This is a genomic window from Amycolatopsis keratiniphila, from assembly GCF_000400635.2.
Lineage (GTDB): Bacteria > Actinomycetota > Actinomycetes > Mycobacteriales > Pseudonocardiaceae > Amycolatopsis > Amycolatopsis keratiniphila.
In genome coordinates this window covers 8,311,448-8,335,466 of the sequence record NC_021252.1, presented here as the reverse complement: position 1 = coordinate 8,335,466, position 24,019 = coordinate 8,311,448, and the positions used below count along the sequence as shown (strand labels likewise).

The following is a 24,019-nucleotide window of genomic DNA, read 5'->3' as shown; positions in this document are numbered from 1 at the left end:
ACCAAGACACGTTCGATGGTCGACTGGTCCCTGGCCGCCTCGACGGGCGCCCTCCTGGTGCGTGGCGGTCCGGTGGTCGACCGCGAAGAGGCCGAAAAGGCCGTCGCCGAGCTACGTGACCTGACGAGCGAGGCCGAGGAGCACGTCCGCGAGCTGACCGGGCTTGGCCTCGACCTGCCGCTGCTGCCCGCCGAAGTCGTCGACAGGCCCGGTTGGGTCCGTTCGGCCGCGGCGGGCCTCGACGCGCTCACCGGTCGCGCGCTGCCGGAAGCGCAGGGCGGCCCGCTGGCGCCCGTGCTGGCCGGTGGCGCCGGAGTCCAGACCGGGCTGGTGCTCGCCTTCCTGGCTTCCCGCGTGCTCGGGCAGTACGACCCGTTCGGCGGGCCGGACCGCGCCGGGCAGCTGGTGCTCGTCGCGCCGAACGTGGTCGCCGCCGAGCGCGCGATGGACGTGCCGGGGCACGACTTCCGGCTGTGGGTCTGCCTGCACGAATGCACCCACCGGTTGCAGTTCACCGCGGTCACCTGGCTGCGCGACTACTTCGCCGACGAGGTCGAGCGCCTGATCGGCGGGCTCGCCGGCCGGGACGCGGACGGGCTGAGCGATCTGGTCGGCCGCCTGCCGGACACCATCAAGCAGATCGGCAAGGGCAAGGCTGGCGGCGCCGGCCTCGCCGAACTCCTGCAGTCGCCGAGCGAACGCGCGGTTTTCGACCGGCTGCTGGCCCTTTCCACGCTGCTGGAGGGACACGCCGACTTCGTGATGGACGCCGTCGGGCCGCAGGTGGTGCCGAGCGTCGAGCTGATCCGTTCGCGGTTCACCGCCCGGCGCAAGGGTGGCGGCCTGATCGACCGCGTGCTGCGCAGCCTGCTCGGCGTGGACGCGAAGCTCCGCCAGTACGAACAAGGCGCGAAGTTCACCAAGCACGTCGTCGACGCCGTCGGCATGGACGGCTTCAACGCCGTGTGGACGTCGCCGAACACGCTGCCGACCAGGGCCGAGATCAGCGATCCCGCGGCCTGGGTGCGGCGCCTGCACGGGTGAGCGGACCGGATCCCGCGATCGCGGCCGTGCGGACGGCCGTGCGGGAGTTCCTCGCGTCGGCGAGCCCGCGCGACGAGGTGTACGTCGCGGTCTCGGGCGGCGCGGACTCCCTGGCCCTGACCGAGGCGGCCGCGTTCACCGGCGGCAGGGCGGGGCTGAAGGTGCGGGCGCTCGTCGTCGACCACGGCCTCCAGGACGGTTCCGCCGAAACCGCAGCTCGGGCCGCGAGCACCGCGCGAGAGCTGGGCGCCGACACCGCCGAAGTGCTGAAGGTGCGCGTCGAGGGCGCGGGCGGACCGGAAGCCGCGGCCCGCCGGGCCCGCTACGGCGCCTTGCGCTCGGCGCTGCCCGGCGCGCACGGCCTCGTCCTGCTCGGCCACACCCTCGACGACCAGGCCGAAACGGTCCTGCTCGGCCTCGGCCGCGGTTCCGGGCCGCGCTCGCTGGCCGGGATGCGGCCGCTCGACCCGCCATGGGGACGGCCGCTGCTCGGCGTCACCCGCGCCACCACCCGGCGGGCCTGCGCGGCGCTCGGCGTCGACCCGTGGCAGGACCCGCACAACGAAGACCCGCGGTTCACCCGTGTCCGGTTACGGACGGAAGTACTGCCCCTTCTGGAGGAGGTGCTGTCCGGCGGTGTCGCGGCGTCGCTCGCCCGCACGGCGGCGCAACTGCGCGAGGACACCGAGGCGTTGGACACACTCGCCGGAGAGGTCCACCTGCGGGCTTTCACCGGCGACGGACTCGACGTCGCGGTGCTCGCCACCGAACCGCCCGCGCTGCGGCGACGCGTCCTCCGCAGGTGGCTGCTCGACTCCGGGGTCCGCGAACTCACCGACGCCCATCTGCGTTCGGTCGACGCGCTGGTGGGGAACTGGCGGGGTCAGGGCGGGGTCTGGCTACCCGGCGACTTGGTGGCGAAGCGGGCGCATGGCAGGCTCTTGCTCGAAGCACCCCAGTCCACCACCTAGAGGGGAACGTCCCGTGTACGAAGGCGAGATCGCCTCCGTGCTCGTCACCGAGCAGCAGATCAACGACAAGATCGCCGAGCTGGCCGCACAGGTCGCCGCGGACTACCCGGCCGACGGCCCCGGCTCCGGGCAGGGAGACCTCCTGCTCGTCGGCGTGCTCAAGGGCGCGGTGATGTTCATGACCGACTTCGCCAGGGCGCTCCCCCTTCCCTCCCAGCTCGAGTTCATGGCGGTCTCCTCCTACGGCTCGGCGACGTCGTCGTCCGGCGTGGTGCGGATCCTCAAGGACCTCGACCGCGACATCGCCGGCCGCGACGTGCTCATCGTCGAGGACATCGTCGACTCCGGGCTGACCCTGTCCTGGCTGCTGAAGAACCTCGCGAGCCGGAACCCGGCGTCGCTGGAGGTCGTCTCGCTCCTGCGCAAGCCGGAGGCGGTCAAGGTCGACGTACCGGTCAAGTACATCGGGTTCGACATCCCCAACGAATTCGTAGTCGGATACGGCCTGGACTACGCGGAGCGTTACCGGGACCTGCCCTACATCGGCACCCTGGATCCGCACGTTTACACGTCCTGAGAACCGCTTGCCCGTTCGCGGGGGAATGCGGAACCCTGAGCGCGGCGAACACGTCATAAGCTGCGATCAAGTGCGTTAACCTATGCGAAGACCTTTGCCACGAAGCCGTCGTGGCCTGGCCCGGGGGAAACGGAGAGAGCTCAGATGGGGAACAGCAGCCTGGCGGACGCGAACGCGTTCAAGAACGCCGCGGCTCAGGGGCAGGTCGGGATCGACCCGGACGCGGCCCAGACCGCACTGAACAAGATCCGCACCGGCAAGGACGCCGTCGAGGCGCTGCTCCAGAGCGCCGGCGACCTCGGCCAGGCGCCGAAGCTGGGCAACAACCCGGTCGGCAACGCGATCGCGGCGAAGGTCGCGAACCGTGCCGATGGTGGCGGTGACTCCTACACCGCCGCCCTCCAGAACCTTTACCAGCAGTACGAGGCGGCCGAGTCCGGCATCGTCACCGCGATGGCCCGTTACCACGAGATCGACCAGGCCGCGGCCGAGCCGTTCCGGAACGTCTGAGGGGGAGTCAGAAAGCCATGCCACCGAAGCACAGCGCCGACTCTTACGGCGAGAGCAACACCAGCGGCACGCCGGTCCAGCTCGGCGACAACACGGACGCCGCCAACATCGTGTCGGCCGCGCGAGGCCGCTCCGACGGCTTCGACATCGGCGCCGACCGCGCGATCACGAACCCGCCGAACTGGGAAAGCGCCCCGAGCAGCCAGGACCTGTGGAACCAGGCCAACCTCGGCAACGACCCCAGCACCGCGACCGCGATCAGCCAGTCCTGGGGCTCGCACGGCAGCAAGCTGAGCCAGGCGTCGAACGACCTCTACAACGCGATTTCCGAGCTGGGCTCCGCCTGGATCGGGCAGGGCGCGGCGGCCGCGCAGGGTTCGCTGGTCGCCATCGCGAACTCGGGTTCGCAGGCCTCCGAGGCCGCGCACACGATGTCGGACCGACTCCAGAAGCAGGCCGACGCCGCCACCAAGGTCAAGCTCATGCCGAAGCCGACCGACTACAGCCCCGAGAAGGCCATGGGCCAGGCGCTGGCGGCGGGCCCGGTCGGCATGATCACCGACCAGAAGCCCCTCGCCGACCAGGACAAGGAAGTGCGGGCGGAGCAGGCCAGGTTCCTCGAGGCCTACACCAAGGAGATGAGCGAGGTCGACAGCTCGACCCCGAGCTTCGGCCCCGAATCCCTCGGCATGAAGCCGACCGCCACGCACAACAGCGCTTCGTTCAGCGGTGTCGGCAACATCGCCTCCGGGGGCCTCAACTCCGGCGCCGTCTCCGGCACCCCCGTCCTCGCCGGCACGCACGGCTACGGCGGCGCGCAGGGCAGCGGCGCGGCTCCGGTCCACGGTGGCCCGGACACGGGCGTGTTCTCGCAGGCCGGCTACACCCCCGCCGCGAACGTCCCGGCCGCCGGTGTCGCGCCGGGCGCCGGTGTCGCTTCCGGCGCCGGTGCCCCGATGACCCCGCACGCCCCGGCGAGCGGCGGCAACGGGCTCGGCCAGGCCCTCACCGCGGCCGCGCTCGGCGGCGGCCTCGGCTACGCCGGTGCCAAGGCGCTCGGACAGGGCAACAAGTCCGGCTCCAAGGACACCGACAGCACCGACGCCGCGGCCACCGAGAAGGGCGGGCCCGCGCAGAGCGCCGCGTCCCAGGCCGTGCCGCAGCAGGGCATCGTGTCCTCCAGCGGCACCATCGGCGCCGGCGCCACCCCGCCGATGCACGGCATGGGCGGCGGCATGGGCATGGGCGCCCACGGCGCGCAGGCCGAGCAGGAAGAGGAGCACACGCACGCGTCGTTCCTCATCGAGCCGGACCCGGACGACGCCTTCGGCGCCAACGAGGCGACCCCGCCGCCGGTCATCGGCGCCTGGACCGAAGACGACGAACGCTAGAACGGTTTTCACCGGGCGCGCGGCCGATCCGGCCGCGCGCCCGCTGACTTGTTTGGGGGCCGAAGATGGCGAACGGTGAGCTGCTCACGCCGGTCGAGCTGGACTTCCTGTGGGAGAGCGCGAACGCCGGAGAGCTGCCGTACCCGCTGCGGCTCCGCTCGCACGGGGCGACCATGGACGAGCGCGGGGCCCTGCGGACGCAGACGCTCCAGTCGCTGAACCAGCGCCGCCTCGCCGACGAGCGCGGACGTCCCGAGCCGCATATCGAGGACTACTTCGGTGTCCTCGCGCGGCCGGACCTGAGCCTGGACTGCGTCCAGCTCAACAACCCCAACACCGAACCGCTGCTCGCGGTCGCGTCAGTGCTCGGTGGCCAAGGCCTGCTGACGGTGCAGGATCCGCGCGGTTTCCACCTGCACCCGATCGCCCCGGACGGCCTCGCGAGCGCGATCGTCTCCCTCCTGCCGCCGGGCAGCCGCGGCACGGAGAAGTCGATCACCCTCCCGCTGGACGGGCTCGTCGGCGCTTCGGGGGCGGACTTCCTCCAGCGTCGCCAGCCGCAGATCGACGGCACCGCGACGTCCGACGAGGACCGTAAAGCCCTCTCGCGGCTTCAGGCGCAGCCGCGGCTTCGCGGTGGCCAGTTCGGCGCGAACGCGCGCAGCAAGCACGGCACGCGGAGCCGGTCTTCGGTGCTGAGCTGGTTCGACACGCAGTCCGGCCGGTACTTCACCCAGGCCACCCGCGGTGCCGACGGCCGGGACTGGATCACCATCGCGCCCGCCGATCCGGCGACGCTGCGGCACCGGCTCACGGAGATGCTGGGGAGGATCGCTTCCGAGGCTTCCCTCGCGCGCTGACCCCTCTTCGAAATGTCATGAAAGGGTCTTTCCTGACATTTTTCGTCCTGAACGACCCTTTCATGACGTTTGGCGACCCGGGCACTTAGCGCATCCGGACGACGACTGTCGTACCCCTTCGCTATCGTGAACCCGCTGGGCGTCCCGAGGCCCAGAAGCCGAGGTGCCGGGAGGGCACGGAGCAATGCACCAGGAACATTTCACGCCGATGGCGTTCGACTTCCTCTGGGAGTCCGCCGAGCTCGGCGACCTGCCGTACCCGCTGCGCGTCCGGTCGCACGGCGCGACCGAGCTCGAACGCCGGGCGCTGCGCCAGCGCGTCGACAACGAGCTCCAGGCCCGCGGCATCCGCGACGGCCGGGGGCGGCTGGAGCGGAAGATCGAGGACTGGCTGTACCTTCTCGCCCGCGGTTCGCTGACCATCGACGCGCTGCACATCCCCGATTTCCAGGCCCCGACAATCGCCGTGCTCGGCGCCACCGACGGCCGCGACGGGGTGATCGCGATCCAGGACCAGTCCGGGATCTGGCTGCGCGAGGCGCCCGCCGACGGGCTCCCGACCGCGGTCGTCGACCTGCTGCCCCCGGGGCAGCGCGGTTCGGAGGCGTCCATCACGCTGCCGATCGACGACGCCCGCCGCACCGAGCCGATCCGCGCCGCCATCAACGCGACGAAGCAGTCCGAAGAGCCCGAAGCGGCGAAGAGCCGCCGCAAGGACAAGCCGCGTGTCTCGCTCAGTGAACGCATCACCGCGGACCCGCGTGAGGCGTTCGGCAAGCTCACCGGCCAGCCGAGGCTTCGCGGCGGTCAGCTGGCAGCGAACAGCCGGTCCCACGTCGGTGCCAAGCAGCGATCCCGGGTCCTCGGCTGGTTCGACACCGCCAGCGGCCGGTATCTCAGCACGTCACAGGCCGGCCCGGACGGCCGCGAGTGGGTCACCGTCTCGCCCGCCGACGTCAAGACACTCCGCATGCGGCTGGGTGAAATGGCCGCCGGTGTGGCGGTCGACACACGCTAGGGTCCCGCTCCGGGAACCCTCACGAGGCGTCCGCCGTTTACGTCCGAGAGGCTCACCACCCTCATCCGTCCAGGCGGGCGGTATCCTGAGGGGCGGGTGTCGGAGCACCATGGGTCGTCAAGATCGTGATGGCGGGTATCACAGGAGCCGCCCAACCAGGAAGGGTCGAGGCCACCAGGGCCGAGTCGTATGAACCGGAAGAGCGTGCTCAGGAACCCAGTGCTCTGGATTCTCGCGGCGGTACTGGCGTTTCTCGCATACAACACGATCTTCGACAGTGATCGTGGCTACACCCAGGTGCCGATCTCGATCGCGAACCAGCAGATCACCGCGAACAACGTCAAGGAAGCCTCGCAAGAGGACAAGGAGCAGCAGATCAAGCTGCTGCTGAACAAGAAGATCGAGGTCGACGGCCAGCAGGTCGACCAGATCATCGCCCAGTACCCGGCGAACGTCGCGGGCACCATCTACGGCCAGCTCATCGGCCTCAAGAGCGGTGACAACCCGGTCAAGTTCACCACCAAGGTCACCCAGCAGAACGTCCTCACCCAGATCCTGATCTTCGCCATTCCGCTGGCGCTGGTGCTGGGCCTGCTGATGTGGATGATGAACAACGCCCAGGGCGGCGGGAACCGCGTCCTCAACTTCGGCAAGTCGAAGGCCAAGCAGCTCAACAAGGACATGCCCAAGACGACCTTCGGGGACGTCGCGGGCGCCGACGAGGCCGTCGAAGAGCTGTACGAGATCAAGGACTTCCTGCAGAACCCGGCGCGCTACCAGGCGCTCGGCGCGAAGATCCCCAAGGGCGTCCTGCTCTACGGGCCGCCCGGTACCGGTAAGACGCTGCTCGCGCGCGCCGTCGCCGGCGAGGCGGGCGTGCCGTTCTACACGATCTCCGGTTCGGACTTCGTCGAGATGTTCGTCGGTGTCGGCGCCTCGCGCGTCCGCGACCTGTTCGAGCAGGCCAAGCAGAACGCGCCCTGCATCATCTTCGTCGACGAGATCGACGCGGTCGGCCGCCAGCGCGGCGCCGGCCTCGGCGGCGGCCACGACGAACGCGAGCAGACGCTGAACCAGCTCCTCGTCGAGATGGACGGCTTCGACGCGCGCGGCGGCATCATCCTGATCGCCGCGACCAACCGCCCCGACATCCTCGACCCGGCGCTCCTGCGCCCCGGCCGCTTCGACCGCCAGATCCCGGTGTCCGCGCCGGACATGCGCGGCCGCAAGGCGATCCTCGAGGTGCACGCCAAGGGCAAGCCGATCGCGCAGGGCACCGACCTGAGCAGCCTCGCCAAGCGGACCGTCGGCATGTCCGGCGCGGACCTGGCGAACGTCCTCAACGAGGCCGCGCTGCTCACCGCCCGCCAGAACGGGCACGTGATCACCGACGCCGCGCTGGAGGAGTCCGTCGACCGCGTCGTCGGCGGCCCCGCCCGCAAGAGCCGGATCATCTCCGAGAAGGAGAAGAAGATCACGGCCTACCACGAGGGCGGGCACGCGCTCGCCGCGTGGGCGATGCCGGACATCGAGCCGGTCTACAAGCTGACGATCCTCCCGCGCGGGCGCACCGGCGGGCACGCCTTGCTCGTCCCGGAGGACGACAAGGAGTTGATGACCCGCTCGGAGATGATCGGGCGCCTGGTCTTCGCGATGGGCGGCCGGACCGCGGAGGAGCTCGTCTTCCACGAGCCCACCACCGGTGCCTCCTCCGACATCGAGCAGGCGACGAAGATCGCCCGCGCGATGGTCACCGAATACGGCATGAGCGCCCGGCTCGGCGCGGTCAAGTACGGCCAGGAACAGGGCGACCCGTTCCTCGGCCGCTCGGCCGGCCGCCAGGCGGACTACTCGCTGGAGGTCGCGCACGAGATCGACGAGGAGGTGCGCAAGCTCATCGAGACCGCGCACACCGAGGCGTGGCACGTGCTGAGCACCTACCGCGACGTGCTGGACGAGCTGGTCATCGAGCTCCTCGAGAAGGAGACGCTGACCCGCAAGGACCTCGAGCGGATCTTCGCGACCGTCGAGAAGCGCCCGCACATCACCATCTTCAATGAGTTCGGCGACCGCAAGCCGTCCGACAAGCCGCCGATCAAGACCCCCGGCGAGCTGGCGATGGAGCGCGGCGAGCCGTGGCCCCCGCCGGAGGAGAAGAAGGAGCAGCCCGTGCTGCAGCCGGCGCCGACCCCGGTCGGCACCGCGCAGGGCGGCGGCGACCTTCCCGGCGGCCCGCCGTACACGCAGCCGGCCCCGCCGCCGGACCCGAACGCCAACCCGTACGCCCCTCCGCCGCCGGGCGCCTACCCCAACGGCGGTCGCCCCAACGGCGGGCCGAACGGCACCGGTCACTGGCCCCAGGCATATGGTGGGCAGCAGCCGGGCGGACCGGCAGGCGGTTACCAGGGTGGGCCCGTAGGCGGCCCGCCGAACTACGGGGCTCCTCCCGGATGGACCCCGGCCACGCAGCCGGGCGGCCAGCCGAACCAGCCCTGGCGTCCCGCCGAAGACCGCCCGCGCGACGGCTGGTTCGCTGACCAGCCCGGCGGTCAGCAGGACGAAGGACAGCAACGGCGTGACGACGGACAGGACGACACCAAGCGGTAACGGCGCAAGCCCGGTCTTCGACCAGGACCGGGCCGAGAAAGCCGTACGCGAACTCCTGCTCGCCTGTGGTGAGGACCCGGACCGGGACGGTCTCTTGGAGACCCCGGCCCGGGTCGCTCGCGCCTACCGGGAAATGTTCGCCGGCCTCTACACCGAACCGGACCACGTCCTGGACCGCACGTTCGACGAGGCACACGAAGAACTCGTGCTCGTGACGGACATCCCGATGTTCAGCACCTGTGAACACCACTTGGTGCCCTTCCACGGTGTCGCCCACGTCGGCTACATCCCGAACGGCCACGGCAAGGTCACCGGCCTGTCCAAACTGGCCCGCCTCGTCGACCTCTACGCCAAGCGCCCGCAGGTCCAGGAGCGGCTCACCTCCCAGGTCGCCGACGCGCTCATGCGCAAACTCGAGCCCCGCGGCGCGATCGTCGTGGTCGAGGCCGAACACCTTTGCATGGCCATGCGCGGGATCCGCAAACCCGGCGCCAGGACGACGACGTCCGCCGTGCGCGGGCTGCTGCAGTCTTCGGCGTCCTCGCGGGCGGAGGCGCTGGACCTGATCAAGGGCCGTCGATGACCGCCCTGCCCCGGCCCGGCCGGTGTGCGGTGATGGGCATCCTGAACGTCACCCCGGATTCCTTTTCGGACGGGGGCCGCTATCTCGGCGTCGAGCAGGCACTGGAGCACGCGCACGAGATGTGGGCGCGCGGCGCGGATCTGATCGACGTCGGCGGGGAGTCGACGCGGCCGGGAGCGTCCCGGGTGGACGCCGGGACCGAGATTTCCCGGATCATGCCGGTGATCCGCTCGCTCGCCGCCGACGGTATCGCGATGTCGGTGGACACCACGCGCGCCGAGGTCGCCCTCGCCGCGATCGAGGCGGGCGCGTCCGTCATCAACGACGTCTCCGGCGGGCTGGCCGATCCGAACATGGCGAAGGTCGCCGCCGAGACCGGTGTCCCGTATGTACTGATGCACTGGCGCGGGCACAGCAAGGACATGAACGCGCTGGCGTCCTATGAGGACGTCGTCGCGGACGTGCGTGCCGAACTGCTGTCCCGAGTGGACGAAGCGCTCACTGCGGGCGTCGATCGCAGCGCGATCGTGCTCGACCCCGGGCTGGGTTTCGCGAAGAACGCCGAGCACGACTGGGCGTTGCTGAACGGCCTGGATTCCTTTCTGTCACTGGGTTTTCCGGTCCTCGTCGGCGCGTCACGCAAGCGGTTCCTCGGGCGGCTTTTGTCCGGAAAGGACGGAAAGCCCGCTCCGCCGGCCGGCCGGGAGAACGCGACCGCGGCCGTATCCGCGCTCGCGGCGGCGGCCGGTGCCTGGGGTGTGCGGGTGCACGAGGTCGGCGCGAGCATCGACGCCGTGACCGTCGCGGCGGCTTGGCGGAAGGGGAGTCCCGTTGTCTGACCGGATCACGTTGACCGGATTGAAGGTCTTCGGCAGGCACGGGGTCTTCGACCACGAAAAGCGGGACGGGCAGGAGTTCGTCGTCGACATCGTGGTGTGGCTGGACCTCGGTCCTGCCGCCGCGTCCGACGACCTGACCAAGACGCTGCACTACGGCGAACTGGCCGAACTCGCCGCCGGGATCGTGGCGGGTGAGCCGTACGACCTCATCGAGAGTGTCGCCGGGAAGATCGCCGAAGAGGTGCTGCGCGACGAGCGGCTGACCGCCGTCGAGGTGACGGTGCACAAGCCGTCCGCGCCGATCCCGCTGAACTTCGACGACGTCGCCGTCACGGTGCGACGCGAACGATGAGCCGCGCGCTGCTCTCGCTCGGCTCCAACCTGGGTGACCGGCTCGCGTACCTCCGGTCCGCCGTCGACGCGGTCCGGCCCGCGGTCGTCGCGGTGTCGTCGGTGTACGAGACCAAGGCTTGGGGAGTCGAGGACCAGCCGGACTTCCTCAACGCCGTCGTCCTGGTCGACGACCCGGCGCGCGACCACTGGGACTGGCTGCGCACCGGGCAGGCCGCCGAGCAGGCGGCGGAGCGCGTGCGCGAACTCCGGTGGGGTCCGCGCACGCTGGATGTCGACATAGTGACCGTGGACGGGGTTCGCTCCGACGACCCCCAGTTGCTGCTGCCGCATCCCGGCACGCCGGAGCGCGCGAGCGTGCTGATCCCCTGGCTGGAGATCGAGCCCGACGCGGTGCTCCCCGGTCACGGTCCCGTCGCCGACCTCCTCGCGGCCCGCCCCGCCTCGGACCGCGACTCCGTCCGCCTCACGCATTTCGTCCTCTGAATGCGGTAGTCGACCTGCGCATTCAGAGGACTAAACGCGCGTTAGGCGAGCGCGGAGCGCAGGGCGGCGATGATCCACTCGGCCTGCCGCATCTGCGACGGGAACGACGGCCAGCCGTTCATCTTCCCCAGCAGTAGCCAGTACCGCTCGGCTCGCGGGTCGGAGCTGATCGCCATCCCGTCGGTCAGCCGCTTCCGCCAGGCGGGGTCGTGCGGGTCCCGGCCGTTGCGCGAAGACTGCGTGAAGATCGTCTCCGCCAGCTCCCGGCCTTCGGGCGAGTCCGGCGCGAGGCCGGCTTCGAGCGCTTCGGTCGCCTTCGCGCTCCACGCCGTCCACAGCTCCTGCTGCTTCGCGCCGAAGTCCGCCCCGTCCTGCTTCCGGAGCTGTGAGTGCCACTCGCTCATCCGGCGGATGGACGCGCGGAACTCGTCGTCCTGTACGAGTTCGGCGAACTCGATCCAGGCCTCCAGCTGCTCGGGCGTCGGGTCGTCGGGCAGTTCCGGTTTCGCCGAGCGCATCCGCTCGTAGAACTCCGGATCCAGATCGAGCCCTTCGACCATGTCCGCCCAGAACTCGTCGAGCAAACGTTTGCGGTCTTCGTCCGACATCGACGCGAGTTTGTTCATCAGTTCGACCTCCTCCAGTGGTGAGTCCCGTTTGGCCACCGCTCGCAGGACCGCGCGGCGCAGTTCCAGCCGCCGGATCTGCTCGTCCAGGGCGGCGACGTGCTGGACCGCGAGGTCCCCGATGGTCGCTTCCCTGGTCAGCGCCCGCTCCACGTCCGCGAGACCCAGCCCGAGTTCCCGCAGCGTCCGGACCAGCTCCAGGCGCGCCATCGCGGTGGCGTCGTAGAGGCGGTAGCCCGAATCGGTGCGGCCGGTCGGGGGCAAGAGCCCTTCGTCGGAGTAGAAGCGGATGGTCTTCACCGGCAGGCCGGTCCGTTTGGCCAGCTCCCCGATGGTGAAAACCGCTGCGGTGCCCATATGCTTCATCGTCGACTCTCCAGTTGGTGGAGAGTCAAGCCTGCCAGGTAGCGTTGGACCATGCACTTCACCCGGCCACGCGAGCTGGCGGTGGCCGGCCTCCTGGGATTGGTCCTGGCCTATCTGCTCTTCCAGGTCGCGTACGGCTCCATCCCCGCGCTTCCGCTCTTCGCCGGAATCACGCTGCTCGTCCTCGCGCTCTGCGAGGCCGTGCTCGCCTTCATCATCCGTGCGCGGATCAAGAGCAACCGCGTGCTCTCCGCGATCTCCGTCGCCCGATCGGTGGCCCTCGCGAAGGCCTCGTCGCTCGCCGGATCCGTGATGACGGGGGTCTGGCTGGCGGCTTTCGCGTATCTTTTTCCGCGACGTGACGAACTCCTCGCGGCGAGCGGTGATCTCCGCTCGGCGACGGTCGGGATCGTCAGCTCGGTGGCGCTGGTAGCTGCGGCTTTATGGCTCGAACACTGCTGCCGGACCCCCGAGGGCGGTGATCGGGACAGCCATCCCGAGCCGACCGGTTAACGCGCGAGAGCCACCGCTCGAAGTACCGACTAGGTCTCGTTCGGATTACTAGAAGGTACGGTGTTGGGCATGACCGGGGTGGGTGACGACTCGCGCGGCCGCCTTGCGGGTAGGCCGTGGCTTGTCGTCGGCTTGGTTCTCGCCGTCGGCGCGACTCTCGCATTGGTGCTTTCCGACGACCTCCGCTACTTGCGGTTGGGCATCGTCGCGGCGCTGTGGGCCGCCTTGATCGGTGCGTTCCTCGCGGTCCGCTACCGCAAACACGTGTCGCAGAGCGAGGACGCCGTCGCCGAGGCGCAGGCCGTCTACGAGCTGGAGCTGGAACGCGAGATCGCCGCCCGCCGCGAGTTCGAGCTCGAGATCGAGGCGGAGACCCGGCAGGCCGCCGAGAGCCGTTCCCAGGAAGAGCTCGAAGCGCTCAGAGCCGAGGTGAGCGCCCTGCGTGAAAGCCTCCAGTCGCTCTTCGGCGGCGAGGTGCTCCTCGAACGCGTCGCGCTCACCGCGCAGGCCACCCGGATGCGGTCCCTCGACAACAAGCAGCTGATGAGCGCGGGGTCCGAGAACGGCAACGGCAAACCCCAGCTCATGGCGGCCAAGAGCACCACGATCGACGTCGACGAGCGTGAGCGCGAGCGCGAGCGCCCGACCGAGATGATCGACCGCGTCCTCGAACCCGCTTCCGCGCGGGCGGGCACCCCGCCCGCCGCCCGCCGCAAACCGGCGAATGGCCAGGTCAACGGCACGAACGGGTACGGGCAGAGCAATCAGGTCCAGCGGCCGAAGCCGGTCGACGAGTCGACTCGCCGCAGTATGCGCAAGGCGGACGCCCGCGCTTCGAAGGCGGCCGAAGCGCTCGCCGCCGAAGCCGCCCGCCGCGAGCGGCTCGAGATGTCGAACCCCGGGATGTCGCCCGCCGAGGTCTCCCGGCCGATGCCGAGGGTCGACGCCCCGCGCAAGACCCCGCCGCCGGTGACGCCCGCCGAGGTGTCCCGCCCGTCGATGCCGGGGGTGTCGCGCGCCGAGGTTTCGCAGCCGTCGATGCCCACCATCGCCCGGCAGCCCCAGCGTCCGGAGCCCCCGCGCAACGAACCGCCCCGCCGCCCGCAGCAGTCTTCGCTGCAGCAGCGGCTCGACGCCGGCACCGTGCAGCGTCCTCCCGCTGCGCGGCCCGAGGAGCAGACCCGGAAGCAGACGCCGCCGGTGAAGCCCCCGGCGCAGGCGAAGCCGGTCAAGAAGGTCGAGCCGGACCGTCCGCGGCCGAACCGCGAGCTCGGCCTGACCCGCCCCGGGATGAAGCCGGTCGAGCGGTCGCGGCCGGCCGGTGGTACGCCGCCGCCCGCGAACAAGCCCGCCACGCCGGAGCCGATGGAGGCCACCGGCGAGTGGAAGCCGTCGTGGACGCAGGAGCGTCCGGTCTCCGATCTGAGCGCGGCGTTCCCCCGGAAAGACGACTTCCAGGACCGGCTGCGTCCCACGCCGCCTGCCAAGCCCCAGCCCGCCGCCGCCCAGTCGCGCCCCGAGCCGAGGCCGGAGCCGCGTCGCGAACCGGAGCCGCCGACCCCGCCGTCGATCCCGGCCGTGTCCGAGCCACCCCGCCGGGCCGAGCCGGTGCGGCAGCCGGAGCCCGAACCGGTGCGCCGTCCGGCCGCCGAGGCGCCGTCGCGGCACAGCTCCCCGCCCGTGGAGGAGCCGCCCGCGGTGAACCCGACGTTGCCCGAAGAGATCCGGCTGGCGCAGGGCGGTGGCGGCGGACGCCGTCGCCGGGCCGCCGAGGACTCCTCGGTCTCGATCACCCCGGCGCCGAACGTCCCGGAGCCCACCGGTGGCGGCCGTCGCCGTCGTCCCGATGGGGAGCCCCCGGCCTGGCAGAGCGCCGCCGCCGAGTCCAGCGGCGGCCGTCACGGCGGCAGGCGGGCGAAGCCGGACGACGAGACGCCGTCCCGCAACGGCTCGTCGCACAGCCGTCCGGAGACCTCCGACGCGGGCTCGCACGCGTCCGGCCGCTCGGTGATGGACCTGCTCGCCGCCAACGGCGCGAACGAATCCACTCCGCGGCGCAGGCGGCGCGCCGAAGACTGACCGGATCCCGACGGTAGGGTGACCCGCTGTGAGCGAGCCTTCCTCCCCGGCGCCCGGTCTCGACCGGCCCCGCCGGTCTCGGTCGATCACCGTGCTGCTGCCGGTGCTCGGGCTGATCGCCGTCGCGCTGTGCGGGCTGTTCGTCTTCGGCACGGTGACCGAAAAGGTGGGCCCGCTCGCGGTGGGGATCGGTGTGCTCGCGGCGCTGGTCCCGGTCGCCGTGGTGGTCACCGCGTTCCTGTGGGTCGACCGCTGGGAGCCGGAACCGCCGAAGCTCCTGCTGCTTTCCTTCGTCTGGGGCGCGTGCGTCGCGACGATCATCGCGTTGCTGCTCAACAGCGGTGCCGAGGCCGTCGGCGACCTGCTGCTCGGTACGGGTGTCGGCGGCAAGATCAGCGGCCTGGTCTCCGCGCCGCTGGTCGAGGAGGCCGCGAAGGCCGCGTTCATCCTGTTGCTGTGGTGGCGCCGCCCGAGCGAGTTCGACGGCGTCGTGGACGGCATCGTCTACGCCGGGTTCACCGCGGCGGGCTTCGCGTTCACCGAGAACATCTATTACTTCGGCCGCGCGTTCGCCGAGCACGGCTTCGGTGACGGCACGAGCGCCGGCGTGCTGGCGGCGTTCTTCCTGCGTGGCGTGCTCTCCCCGTTCACGCATCCGCTGTTCGCCGTGATGACCGGGATCGGCCTCGGGGTCGCCGCGAGCAGCAAGGTCCGCTCGCTGCGGATCCTGGCGCCCATCGGCGGCTACCTCGTCGCCGTGCTGCTGCACGCGCTGTGGAACGGCGCCGCGCTGCTCGGCGGCGCCAAGACCTTCCTGAACGTGTACTTCCTGATCATGGTGCCGCTGTTCATCGGCGTCTTCTCGGTGGTGGTCATGCAGCGGCGCCGCGAGCAGCGGATCGTCGCCGCCGCCCTGCCGATGATGGTCGACGCGCGCTGGATCGCCCCGTCCGAGGTTTCGCTGCTGGCGAGCCTCTCCGGGCGGCGGTCGTGGCGCAAACAAGCGCGGAAGCAGTCGGGACGGGAGGCGGCGAAGGCCGTCGGCCGCTACCAGGCCAGCGTGACCGAGCTGGCGTTCCTGCGGCGTGGCCCGAAGCTCACCGACGAGGCGAAACAGCGGCAGAGCGAGCTGTTGCAGGTGCTCAAGACGTCGCGGGCCGAGGCCGTGCGGCTCGCCGACGGCGCGCCGCGCGGATGACCACGGTCAGGTGAAGCTGGTCACGAGCGCCGGTTCAGAGCCGGGCCGGAGGGTTACCCTCGCGCCGTCGTCTGGTACCCGCGACCGCAGAGCGGGACTGGAACGAGTTGAGGAGTTTTCGACCATGAGCGTCCATTGGCGCACGCCATGATGAGGCCCGCTCGCCTGGCCGTGGGCGTCGTTTCCGCAGGCCGCGTGGGCAGTGTCGTAGGCGCGGCGCTCACCAGGGCCGGGCACACGGTCGTCGCCGCTTCGGGCCTTTCCAACGCTTCGGTGCGCCGGGCGGAGCAGCTGCTCCCCGACGTGCCGCTCCTGCCGCCCGACGAGGTCGCCCGCCGGGCCGATCTGGTCCTGCTGGCCCTGCCGGACGACGCGCTCGCCGGGATGGTGCGCGGTTTCGTCGCCACCGGCTCCGTGCGCCCCGGGCAGATCGTCGTGCACACGTCCGGGTCGCACGGCATCGACGTCCTCGCGCCCGCCGCCGAGGCCGGTGCGCTGCCGCTGGCCCTGCACCCCGTGATGACCTTCACCGGCCGCCCCGAAGACCTCGACAGGCTCGCCGCCTGCAGCTTCGGCGTCACGGCGGCGGAGGGTGACGAAGCGGCGTGGAACGTCGGCGAGGCGTTGACCGTGGAGATGGGCGCGGAGCCCGTCCGGGTCCCTGACGAGGCGCGGGCGCTCTATCACGCGGCGCTGGCGCACGGGGCGAACCACCTGATGACACTGGTCGCCGATTGCGCGGAACTGTTGCGGGAGGCGGGAATCGCCCAGCCCGAACGCCTGGTGGCTCCGTTGTTGTCGGCGGCGTTGGATAATGTTCTGCGACACGGGGACCGGGCACTGACCGGGCCGGTGGCCCGTGGTGATCTCGGCACCGTGCGCAAGCATCTCGCGGTGCTGGCCGAACGTGGCCCCGGCATCGCCCCGAGCTACCGCGCGCTCGCCAAGCGCACGCTGGCGCGCGGCGACGCCGCCGGGCTCTTGGACGCCTCGGCCGCCGCCGAGCTCACCGAACTCCTCAGTGATCCCGCCGAAGGGCAGCAAAACCAGTGACCACACCGAAATTCGCCCGAGGCACGCTGCACACCTTCCAGCCGCCGGAGCAGGTCAGCCAGGTGACGCGTGCGCTGCACGGCGTCGGCCGCAAGGTCGCGCTGGTGCCCACGATGGGTGCCCTGCACGCGGGGCACCGCGAGCTGATCCGCCGGGCGAAGCGGCTGCCGAACACGGTCGTCGCGACGTCGATCTTCGTGAACCCCCTGCAGTTCGGGGAAGGCGAGGACTTCGAGGCGTACCCGCGTCCGCTGGACAAGGACCTCGAGGTGCTGAAGGAGGACGGAGTCGAGCTGGGCTTCCTGCCCAAGGCGTCGGATCTGTATCCCGAAGGGGCCACCGTCACGGTGCATCCCGGCGCGCTCGGCGACGAGCTGGAAGGCGCGGTGCGGCCGGGGCATTTCGCCGGCGTGCTCACCGTGGTGGCGAAACTGTTCAACATCGTGCGGCCGGACTACGCCTTCTTCGGGGAGAAGGACTACCAGCAGCTGGTGCTGATCAAGAAGATGGTGCGCGACCTGAACTTCGACACCCGCGTCATCGGGGTGCCGACGGTACGGGAGCGCGACGGGCTGGCGTTGTCCTCGCGCAACGTCTACCTGACTCCGGAACAGCGCGAGGACGCGATCGTGTTGTCGGCGGCGCTCACCGCGGGTGCCTTCGTCGGACGCGACGGAGCGGAAGCCGTGCTGGCGACCGCCAGGCAGACTCTCGCCGCGCGACCCGCGGTCGAGGTCGACTATCTGGAACTGAGGGGAACCGACCTCGGGCCCGCGCCCGTCGACGGTGAGGCGCGTCTGCTGATCGCGGCCAGGGTGGGGAGTACCCGGCTGATCGACAACGTCCCGGTGGTGCTCGGCGCGGCCGTGGACCATCCGGAACACGCGCCGGACGCAGGGGAATAGGGAGAGTCCACGATGTACCGCACGATGCTGAAATCGAAGATCCATAGGGCGACGGTCACCCAGGCCGATCTCCACTACGTCGGATCGGTGACCGTCGACGAGGACCTGATGGACGCGGCGGATCTGCTGCCGGGCGAACAGGTGTCCATTGTGGACGTCACCAACGGCGCACGGCTCGAAACCTACGTGATCGCGGGTGAACGCGGCAGCGGGGTGCTCGGGATCAACGGCGCCGCGGCGCATTTGGTGCACCCGGGCGACCTGGTGATCCTGATTTCGTACGCGCAGATGGAGAACGCCGAGGCGGCCGCGTTCCGGCCGCGGGTGGTCTTCGTCGACGCGGACAACCGGATCGTCGAGAAGGGCGCCAACCCCGGGCACGCGCCGGAGGGCTCCGGTCTGCTGAGCGGCACCGTGACCCTGGCCGACGACGACACGATGACCTTCCCGGTCGCCGAAACCGCCGACGCCCGCCGTCTCGACGCGCTGCTGCACGCCGAAAGCTGAGTCCTTGCTGCTCACGATCGACGTCGGCAACACCAACATCGTTCTCGGGCTGTATTCGGGAAACGAGCTGGCCGGTGACTGGCGGATGCGCACCGACGCGAGGATGACCGCCGACGAGCTCGCGCTCACCATGCGCGGGCTCCTCGGCTCGCACGCGGACGCGGTCACCGGGATCAGCGCGCTGTCCACGGTTCCCGCCGTGCTGCGGGAGCTGCGTGTCATGCTTTCGCGGTACTACGCCAGGGTGCCGAAGATCGTCATCGAGCCGGGGGTGCGCACCGGTGTGCCGCTCCTGGTCGACAACCCCAAGGAGGTGGGCGCGGACCGGCTGGTGAACACCCTGGCCGCGCATCACCTGCACCCGTCGACCGCCTGTGTGGTGGTGGATTTCGGGACTTCGACCAATGTGGACGCCATCTCGGCCAAGGGCGAGTTCCTCGGCGGCGCGTTCGCCCCCGGGATCGAGATCTCGGTCGACGCGCTGGCCGCGCGGGCCGCGGCGCTGCGCAAGGTGGAGCTGGTGCCGCCGCGGTCGGTGATCGGCAAGAACACCGTGGAATGCCTGCAATCCGGCATCCTCTACGGGTTCGCCGGCCAGGTCGACGGCCTCGTGAAGCGGATCAAACGCGAGCTCTCGCCCGGCGGGACGGATCCGGTCGCGGTGATCGCGACCGGCGGCCTCGCGCCCCTGGTGCTCGGCGAGTCCGAGACGATCACCGAGCACGCGCCGGATCTGACGCTCCTGGGCCTGCGGCTGGTCTACGAGCGCAACCACCGCGCCTAGTGAGGGGCAGAGCAAACGTGGCGTGATCGGTGCAGGTGGTCGTGAGTGGCGTTTCGGGTTCTAACCCGAAACGCCACTCACGACCCGCGCTTGACCAGGGCTGAAGGCTCCCTTCGCCGCATTAGATGTGGTGAAGGGAGCCTTCACCGTCGCTGGCCCCGGCCGCGACACGCCACCTTTGCCTTACCCCTCCATAGTCCTCTGAATGCGGTCCTTGCGTGGGCAACTACCGCGATCAGAGGACTAAACGCGGCGGGAGGCGATCATCAGCACCCGCCGCGTCATGAGGTCCTGGTTCCGCAGCGTCTGTTCGAGGCTCGCCCGGAGCCTCGAAGGGTCGTCGCCCGATTCGGCCGCGAGTTCCTCCAGCCGTTCGAGCGAAAGCTCCACGGTCCGCCGCTGCCGGGCCCGCCAGTCCGGCGTCTCCTCGTAGGAAAGGACGTCGAAACCGGCGGCCTCCAGCAGCGGCCGGTGGTCGGCGACCTGGGGCGGCCGGTTCACCGGCTGCCCGTCGAAGTCCCAGGTCGTGACGAGCAGCCGCCCGCCCGGCGCGAGGATCCGCGCGAACTCCTCGCAGGCGCGCCGCTTGTCGGGCGCGAACAGCAGCGCGTCGACACTCATCACCGCGTCGAACGAGGCATCGTCCAGCCCGGTGTCCTCGAAGTCGCCGATCCGGAACTCGGTCGCCTCGACGTCCATCGCCTCCGCGCGGCGCCGTGCCGACGCGAGCGCCGTCGCCGCGATGTCGATGCCGGTGAGCGTCGCGTAGGTGCGGGCGGCGACCCACAGCCCGGGACCGCCACGCCCGCAGCCGATGTCGGCGAGCCGGCCGCCCGGCTTCAGCCGTGCTTCGGCCGCGATACGGCGCAAGTCGGTCCGGGTCACGAAGCTGTAGGTGTCGAGCTCGGCGGGGTACTCGTCGCCGTACACCTCGGCCCAGATCCGCGCGGACACCGCCGACGCGGGAGCGCCGAACGTCGTCGTGAACGCCGCCTTCCAGTCGGTCATCGCTTCCGTGCCCGGAAGACGGTGGTGGTGATCGGCAGGTCGAATTCCCCCGTGGCGGTTTCCGGATTCCGGTCGAGGAATTCCCGCGCCGTGCGCAGTTTGGCTTCGCGTTCCTCCGCCGTGGCCACCAGCATGTGCGAATGGGTGGCGAGAGTGGCCACCAGGGTTTCCGCCGTCCTGGGTTGTTTGTGACCGAACGTCTTCTTCTCGAACGGTTCGAAGGCCTCGTGTTCCGGCAGCGATTCGTAGTCGCTCAGCCAGCGCCTGCTCATCGACGTCTTGATCAGCGCGTTCAACTCCGCCAGCCAGGCCGTCGACTCGTCGTCGTGGTTCCACAGCGCGGCAAAGACTCCGCCCGGTTTCAGCACCCTGGCCATCTCCGGATAGGCCCGGTCGAGGTCGAACCAGTGGACGGCCTGGCCCACCAGCACGGCGTCCACGGAGCCGTCCGGCAGCGGGATCTCTTCGGCGGTCCCGACGAGCGGCGTCACGGCGGGGAGCGTCCTGGTGAGCTCGGCGAGCATCTTTTCGTCCGGCTCGACGGCCGTGACCTCGACGCCCAGCGCCAGCAGTCCTTCGCTGACCTTGCCGGTCCCGGCCGCCAGGTCGAGGACCCGCTCCGGGGTTCCCGCCGCGCCGGCCAGCCCCCAGGCCAGTGCCTTTTCCGGATAGTCCGGCCGATGCTCGGCATAGGCGGCGGCCTCCGCGCCGAACGAGGCGGCACGGCGTGCTTGCAGTTCGGGTTCGATGCCGGGAGTGGATGAGTTCACGCGCTCAAGGTTAATGGAGAGAAAACCGGCCGGTCCGGACCCGGAAAAGGTAATCCGGTTGGCGTAGGGAAGTGGCGGGTTCGTACGCTAGGCGCCATGACTGAAATCCCCGCATCCGAGGGCGTGAGCCCCGACGAAGACCTGCCGGAACAGATGCGGGTGCGCCGGGACAAGCGCGACCGGATAATCGCGGAGGGTATCGATCCGTATCCGGTCGAGGTGCCCCGGACGCACTCGCTGGCCGAAGTGCGCGCGAAGCATTCCGGTCTTCCTGCCGACACCGCCACCGGCGACATCGTCGGTATCACCGGCCGGGTCATGTACATGCGCAATACCGGCAAACTGTGTTTCGCGAGTCTTCGTGAAGGCGACGGCACCGAGTTGCAGGCGATGCTCAGCCTCGCGAAGGTGGGCGAAGACGCGCTCGCGGCGTGGAAGTCCGATGTCGATCTCGGTGATCACGTATTCGTCTCCGGCGAGGTCATCACCTCCAAGCGCGGTGAGCTTTCCGTGATGGCCGACTCCTGGCGCATCACGTCGAAAGCATTGCGGCCGTTGCCCGTGGCGCACAAAGACCTGGCCGAGGAAACGCGGATCAGGCAGCGTTATGTCGATCTGATCGTGCGTCCCAAGGCCCGGGACGTGGTCCGCACCCGCGCCGGTGTGCTGCGTTCCCTGCGTGACTCGTTTCACGGCCGCGGATTCCTCGAGGTCGAGACCCCGATGCTGCAAACGCTGCACGGCGGTGCCGCGGCGCGGCCATTCGTCACGCATTCGAATGCCTTCGACCTCGATCTGTACCTGAGGATCGCGCCGGAGCTGTACCTCAAGCGTTGCGTGGTCGGCGGTATCGAGAAGGTCTTCGAGATCAACCGGAACTTCCGGAACGAGGGCAGCGACTCCTCGCACTCGCCCGAGTTCGCCATGCTCGAGTACTACGAAGCGTATGCGACCTATGACTCCAACGCGGTGATGACGCGGCAGCTCATCCAGGAGGCGGCACAGAACGTTCTCGGTACTCAGGTGGTCACTCTCGCCGACGGTTCGGAGTACGACCTGTCCGGCGAGTGGACCACGCTCGGAATGTACGAGTCGTTGTCGGAGGCGTTGTCGGAAGAGGTCACTCCCGAGACGTCCGCGGACAAGCTGCGTTCCTATGCCGAAGCGCGAGAGCTGGAGCTCGACCCAAAGTTAGGCCACGGCAAACTGGTCGAAGAACTTTGGGAACATCTCGTCGGCGATCATCTCCACGAACCCACTTTTGTCCGTGATTTTCCGGTCGAGACATCCCCGCTGACCAGGCAACATCGCAGCAAGCCGGGGGTCGCCGAGAAGTGGGATCTGTACGTGCGCGGATTCGAACTGGCCACCGGATACTCCGAGCTGGTCGATCCCGTGGTGGAGCGTCAGCGTCTGGTGGAACAGGCCCGGCTGGGTGCGCAGGGCGATAGTGAGGCCATGAACCTGGATGAGGATTTCCTCCGCGCGCTGGAGTACGGAATGCCGCCGAGCGGTGGTGTCGGAATGGGGATCGACCGGTTGCTGATGGCGCTGACCGGCCTTGGTATCCGGGAGACCATCCTGTTCCCGCTCGTCCGACCCGAATAACCCGTCCGCGTGACAGATACCTCGATCGTTCTCGTAAACAAGATTTGCGTTATGAGTCGGTAGCGGGTATTAATGTCGCTAGACAAAGTCTTCTGTCCGGGGCATGCCCCGTACCAGATCATTCGTGTAAGCCCCCAGCAGGAGGAAACAGATGGCACAGAAGGTGCTCGTCTCGCTCGTCGACGACCTCGACGGCACTGAGGCGGAAGAGACCGTCGAGTTCGGTTTGGACGGTGTGAGCTACCAGATCGACCTTTCCGCGGAAAACGCGGAAGAGCTTCGTGACGCGCTGGCCCAGTATGTGGAGCACGCCCGTCGCGCGGGTGGCCGTAAGCGCACCGCCATTCGTCCGGTCGCCGGCGTGAAGGCCGCCGCCCGTCCCGCGACCGTGGACCGCGAGCAGAACCAGGCCATTCGCGCCTGGGCCCGCAAGAACGGCTTCCAGGTTTCCGACCGCGGACGTATCCCGTCCGAGGTCGTGGAGGCCTACCACAAGAAGAACTGAGGTCTTTCAGACCAGACGGCCGCCGGGAAACTTTTCCCGGCGGCTTTCTTGTTCTTGTACACGGTTCAAGCGGGCGTACTCGCTGGGCGCCCATCCGGTCACGGAGCGGAAATCCCGGGTGAAGTGCGCTTGGTCGCTATAGCCCAGCGTGAACGCCAGTTCCGCGTAGTCCGGCCGTTCCTCGGCCGCGATCCGTGCCGCCGCCTCGTTCAATCGGTATACCTGAATCGCCCATTTGGGGGCGGTGCCGACATGTTCGGCGAACAGGCGTTGCAGGCTTCGTTGAGACAGGCCTGTCCGGCTTGACAGCTCGGCGACCCGGGTAATGGCCTGATCACCCGCGATTGTTTCCACCGCTTCGATGGCCTTCGCGGCCGCGGCGGTGAGCACGGGGTGTTTCGCGAGGAGCAGTTCCTCCGCGGCACGGACCATTTCGAAGTCGTCCGTCGCATTCCGTACCGATTCCGTCACTGCTGCGGCGCCGGGGAAGAGATCGGTGAGCGGAACGGAACCGCCGGAGATCATCGAGACCGGACCGCCGAGGAATGCCCGGAATGCCCCGGGGCGGAATCGCACGCCGATACCGTGGTCGGTGCCCTCGACGAGGTGGCGGAAAGGTCGTTTCCCCGGCCCGTACGCGCCCGCCGCGCGGCGGAAGAACGTGACGTTCACCGCGAGATTGGGCAAAACCGCCTGTTCCTCGCCCGGCAGGCCGCGCAGATCCCAGCGCAGCACCCAGTGGTGGTCGACGTACGGGCGCAGTTCGGGCCTGGGCGGATGCCGGACGAGGCTGAACTTCGCCGCCCGCGCGTTGACGATCCCCGCCGGGATCCGGTGCCCGCTCACCGGATCAACCTAAC

25 protein-coding genes are annotated in these 24,019 nt (G+C 69.8%); 21 read left to right on the top strand and 4 right to left on the bottom strand.

Annotation, left to right across the window (positions count from 1 at the left end; translation table 11 throughout):
• The first annotated feature begins 15 nt into the window (after positions 1-15).
• The 12 genes from AORI_RS78640 (at position 16) to folK (ending at position 11,237) form a co-directional block, all read left to right on the top strand.
• Positions 16-1,044, top strand: a complete 1,029-nt coding sequence (locus AORI_RS78640; RefSeq protein ID WP_016337785.1) for a zinc-dependent metalloprotease — start codon at positions 16-18, stop codon at positions 1,042-1,044.
• Complete coding sequence (tilS, locus tag AORI_RS78635) at positions 1,041-2,015, top strand: tRNA lysidine(34) synthetase TilS (protein WP_016337784.1); 975 nt, start codon at positions 1,041-1,043, stop codon at positions 2,013-2,015. The genes AORI_RS78640 and tilS overlap by 4 nt, the downstream gene beginning before the upstream one ends.
• 13 nt (positions 2,016-2,028) lie before the next feature.
• A complete protein-coding gene (gene hpt / locus AORI_RS78630) occupies positions 2,029-2,592 on the top strand; it encodes a hypoxanthine phosphoribosyltransferase (RefSeq protein WP_016337783.1) in 564 nt (187 codons plus the stop codon).
• Between the two features lie 144 nt (positions 2,593-2,736).
• Entirely contained in the window at positions 2,737-3,102 is a 366-nt protein-coding gene (locus AORI_RS78625) for a hypothetical protein (protein WP_016337782.1), read from the top strand.
• Between the two features lie 17 nt (positions 3,103-3,119).
• Entirely contained in the window at positions 3,120-4,493 is a 1,374-nt protein-coding gene (locus AORI_RS78620; RefSeq protein ID WP_016337781.1) for a WXG100 family type VII secretion target, read from the top strand.
• A gap of 65 nt (positions 4,494-4,558) precedes the next feature.
• On the top strand, positions 4,559-5,353 hold the full coding sequence (locus tag AORI_RS78615) for an ESX secretion-associated protein EspG (RefSeq protein ID WP_016337780.1): 795 nt from the start codon (positions 4,559-4,561) through the stop codon (positions 5,351-5,353).
• Between the two features lie 184 nt (positions 5,354-5,537).
• Entirely contained in the window at positions 5,538-6,371 is an 834-nt protein-coding gene (locus AORI_RS78610; RefSeq protein WP_016337779.1) for an ESX secretion-associated protein EspG, read from the top strand.
• Between the two features lie 189 nt (positions 6,372-6,560).
• Entirely contained in the window at positions 6,561-8,978 is a 2,418-nt protein-coding gene (gene ftsH, locus AORI_RS78605; RefSeq protein ID WP_016337778.1) for an ATP-dependent zinc metalloprotease FtsH, read from the top strand.
• Complete coding sequence (gene folE / locus AORI_RS78600; protein ID WP_016337777.1) at positions 8,947-9,561, top strand: GTP cyclohydrolase I FolE; 615 nt, start codon at positions 8,947-8,949, stop codon at positions 9,559-9,561. Before ftsH ends, folE begins: the two co-directional genes overlap by 32 nt.
• Positions 9,558-10,400, top strand: a complete 843-nt coding sequence (folP, locus tag AORI_RS78595; RefSeq protein ID WP_016337776.1) for a dihydropteroate synthase — start codon at positions 9,558-9,560, stop codon at positions 10,398-10,400. Before folE ends, folP begins: the two co-directional genes overlap by 4 nt.
• A complete protein-coding gene (gene folB, locus AORI_RS78590; RefSeq protein ID WP_016337775.1) occupies positions 10,393-10,752 on the top strand; it encodes a dihydroneopterin aldolase in 360 nt (119 codons plus the stop codon). Before folP ends, folB begins: the two co-directional genes overlap by 8 nt.
• Positions 10,749-11,237: a 2-amino-4-hydroxy-6-hydroxymethyldihydropteridine diphosphokinase gene (gene folK, locus AORI_RS78585; RefSeq protein WP_016337774.1), complete on the top strand. Its 489-nt coding sequence runs from the start codon at positions 10,749-10,751 to the stop codon at positions 11,235-11,237. The genes folB and folK overlap by 4 nt, the downstream gene beginning before the upstream one ends.
• 41 nt (positions 11,238-11,278) lie before the next feature.
• On the opposite strand, the gene AORI_RS78580 is transcribed toward folK, so the two are convergent.
• A complete protein-coding gene (locus tag AORI_RS78580) occupies positions 11,279-12,220 on the bottom strand; it encodes a MerR family transcriptional regulator (RefSeq protein WP_016337773.1) in 942 nt (313 codons plus the stop codon).
• A gap of 60 nt (positions 12,221-12,280) precedes the next feature.
• Here AORI_RS78580 and AORI_RS78575 point away from each other — a divergent pair, with 60 nt between their 5' ends.
• The 7 genes from AORI_RS78575 (at position 12,281) to AORI_RS78545 (ending at position 19,268) form a co-directional block, all read left to right on the top strand.
• On the top strand, positions 12,281-12,742 hold the full coding sequence (locus tag AORI_RS78575) for a DUF3180 domain-containing protein (RefSeq protein WP_016337772.1): 462 nt from the start codon (positions 12,281-12,283) through the stop codon (positions 12,740-12,742).
• A 69-nt stretch (positions 12,743-12,811) separates the two neighbouring features.
• Positions 12,812-14,821 (top strand): DUF6779 domain-containing protein, encoded by a 2,010-nt coding sequence (locus AORI_RS78570; RefSeq protein ID WP_016337771.1) that lies wholly within the window; start codon positions 12,812-12,814, stop codon positions 14,819-14,821.
• A gap of 28 nt (positions 14,822-14,849) precedes the next feature.
• Entirely contained in the window at positions 14,850-16,019 is a 1,170-nt protein-coding gene (locus tag AORI_RS78565; protein WP_016337770.1) for a PrsW family intramembrane metalloprotease, read from the top strand.
• A gap of 135 nt (positions 16,020-16,154) precedes the next feature.
• Entirely contained in the window at positions 16,155-17,072 is a 918-nt protein-coding gene (locus tag AORI_RS78560) for a Rossmann-like and DUF2520 domain-containing protein (RefSeq protein WP_394329687.1), read from the top strand.
• Complete coding sequence (gene panC / locus AORI_RS78555) at positions 17,069-17,977, top strand: pantoate--beta-alanine ligase (protein ID WP_016337768.1); 909 nt, start codon at positions 17,069-17,071, stop codon at positions 17,975-17,977. The genes AORI_RS78560 and panC overlap by 4 nt, the downstream gene beginning before the upstream one ends.
• Before the next feature lie 12 nt (positions 17,978-17,989).
• Entirely contained in the window at positions 17,990-18,484 is a 495-nt protein-coding gene (gene panD / locus AORI_RS78550; protein WP_016337767.1) for an aspartate 1-decarboxylase, read from the top strand.
• A gap of 4 nt (positions 18,485-18,488) precedes the next feature.
• Complete coding sequence (locus tag AORI_RS78545) at positions 18,489-19,268, top strand: type III pantothenate kinase (RefSeq protein ID WP_016337766.1); 780 nt, start codon at positions 18,489-18,491, stop codon at positions 19,266-19,268.
• A 243-nt stretch (positions 19,269-19,511) separates the two neighbouring features.
• On the opposite strand, the gene AORI_RS78540 is transcribed toward AORI_RS78545, so the two are convergent.
• Both AORI_RS78540 and AORI_RS78535 read right to left on the bottom strand, forming a co-directional pair.
• Entirely contained in the window at positions 19,512-20,276 is a 765-nt protein-coding gene (locus AORI_RS78540; RefSeq protein ID WP_016337765.1) for a class I SAM-dependent methyltransferase, read from the bottom strand.
• A complete protein-coding gene (locus AORI_RS78535; RefSeq protein WP_016337764.1) occupies positions 20,273-21,046 on the bottom strand; it encodes a class I SAM-dependent methyltransferase in 774 nt (257 codons plus the stop codon). Before AORI_RS78535 ends, AORI_RS78540 begins: the two co-directional genes overlap by 4 nt.
• Positions 21,047-21,142: 96 nt before the next feature.
• On the opposite strand from AORI_RS78535, the gene lysS reads away from it, so the two are divergent.
• Together lysS and AORI_RS78525 are read left to right on the top strand one after the other, a co-directional pair.
• Positions 21,143-22,654, top strand: a complete 1,512-nt coding sequence (lysS, locus tag AORI_RS78530) for a lysine--tRNA ligase (RefSeq protein WP_043848432.1) — start codon at positions 21,143-21,145, stop codon at positions 22,652-22,654.
• A gap of 151 nt (positions 22,655-22,805) precedes the next feature.
• The gene (locus AORI_RS78525) at positions 22,806-23,159 is read left to right on the top strand and encodes a histone-like nucleoid-structuring protein Lsr2 (protein ID WP_005165380.1); all 354 of its coding nucleotides are present in this window, start codon (positions 22,806-22,808) and stop codon (positions 23,157-23,159) included.
• A gap of 6 nt (positions 23,160-23,165) precedes the next feature.
• Here the strand turns inward: AORI_RS78525 and AORI_RS78520 are convergent, their stop codons facing one another.
• Positions 23,166-24,005: an AraC family transcriptional regulator gene (locus tag AORI_RS78520; protein WP_016337762.1), complete on the bottom strand. Its 840-nt coding sequence runs from the start codon at positions 24,003-24,005 to the stop codon at positions 23,166-23,168.
• Positions 24,006-24,019: the final 14 nt, after the last annotated feature.

Coding starts and splice junctions, on each gene's coding strand:
- AORI_RS78640 (WP_016337785.1), top strand. CDS start 16: ATGGTCGACTGGTCCCTGGCCGCCTCGACGGGCGCCCTCCTGGTGCGT.
- AORI_RS78625 (WP_016337782.1), top strand. CDS start 2,737: ATGGGGAACAGCAGCCTGGCGGACGCGAACGCGTTCAAGAACGCCGCG.
- AORI_RS78620 (WP_016337781.1), top strand. CDS start 3,120: ATGCCACCGAAGCACAGCGCCGACTCTTACGGCGAGAGCAACACCAGC.
- AORI_RS78615 (WP_016337780.1), top strand. CDS start 4,559: ATGGCGAACGGTGAGCTGCTCACGCCGGTCGAGCTGGACTTCCTGTGG.
- AORI_RS78610 (WP_016337779.1), top strand. CDS start 5,538: ATGCACCAGGAACATTTCACGCCGATGGCGTTCGACTTCCTCTGGGAG.
- ftsH (WP_016337778.1), top strand. CDS start 6,561: ATGAACCGGAAGAGCGTGCTCAGGAACCCAGTGCTCTGGATTCTCGCG.
- folP (WP_016337776.1), top strand. CDS start 9,558: ATGACCGCCCTGCCCCGGCCCGGCCGGTGTGCGGTGATGGGCATCCTG.
- folK (WP_016337774.1), top strand. CDS start 10,749: ATGAGCCGCGCGCTGCTCTCGCTCGGCTCCAACCTGGGTGACCGGCTC.
- AORI_RS78580 (WP_016337773.1), bottom strand. CDS start 12,220: ATGGGCACCGCAGCGGTTTTCACCATCGGGGAGCTGGCCAAACGGACC.
- AORI_RS78575 (WP_016337772.1), top strand. CDS start 12,281: ATGCACTTCACCCGGCCACGCGAGCTGGCGGTGGCCGGCCTCCTGGGA.
- AORI_RS78570 (WP_016337771.1), top strand. CDS start 12,812: ATGACCGGGGTGGGTGACGACTCGCGCGGCCGCCTTGCGGGTAGGCCG.
- panD (WP_016337767.1), top strand. CDS start 17,990: ATGTACCGCACGATGCTGAAATCGAAGATCCATAGGGCGACGGTCACC.
- AORI_RS78540 (WP_016337765.1), bottom strand. CDS start 20,276: ATGACCGACTGGAAGGCGGCGTTCACGACGACGTTCGGCGCTCCCGCG.
- lysS (WP_043848432.1), top strand. CDS start 21,143: ATGACTGAAATCCCCGCATCCGAGGGCGTGAGCCCCGACGAAGACCTG.
- AORI_RS78525 (WP_005165380.1), top strand. CDS start 22,806: ATGGCACAGAAGGTGCTCGTCTCGCTCGTCGACGACCTCGACGGCACT.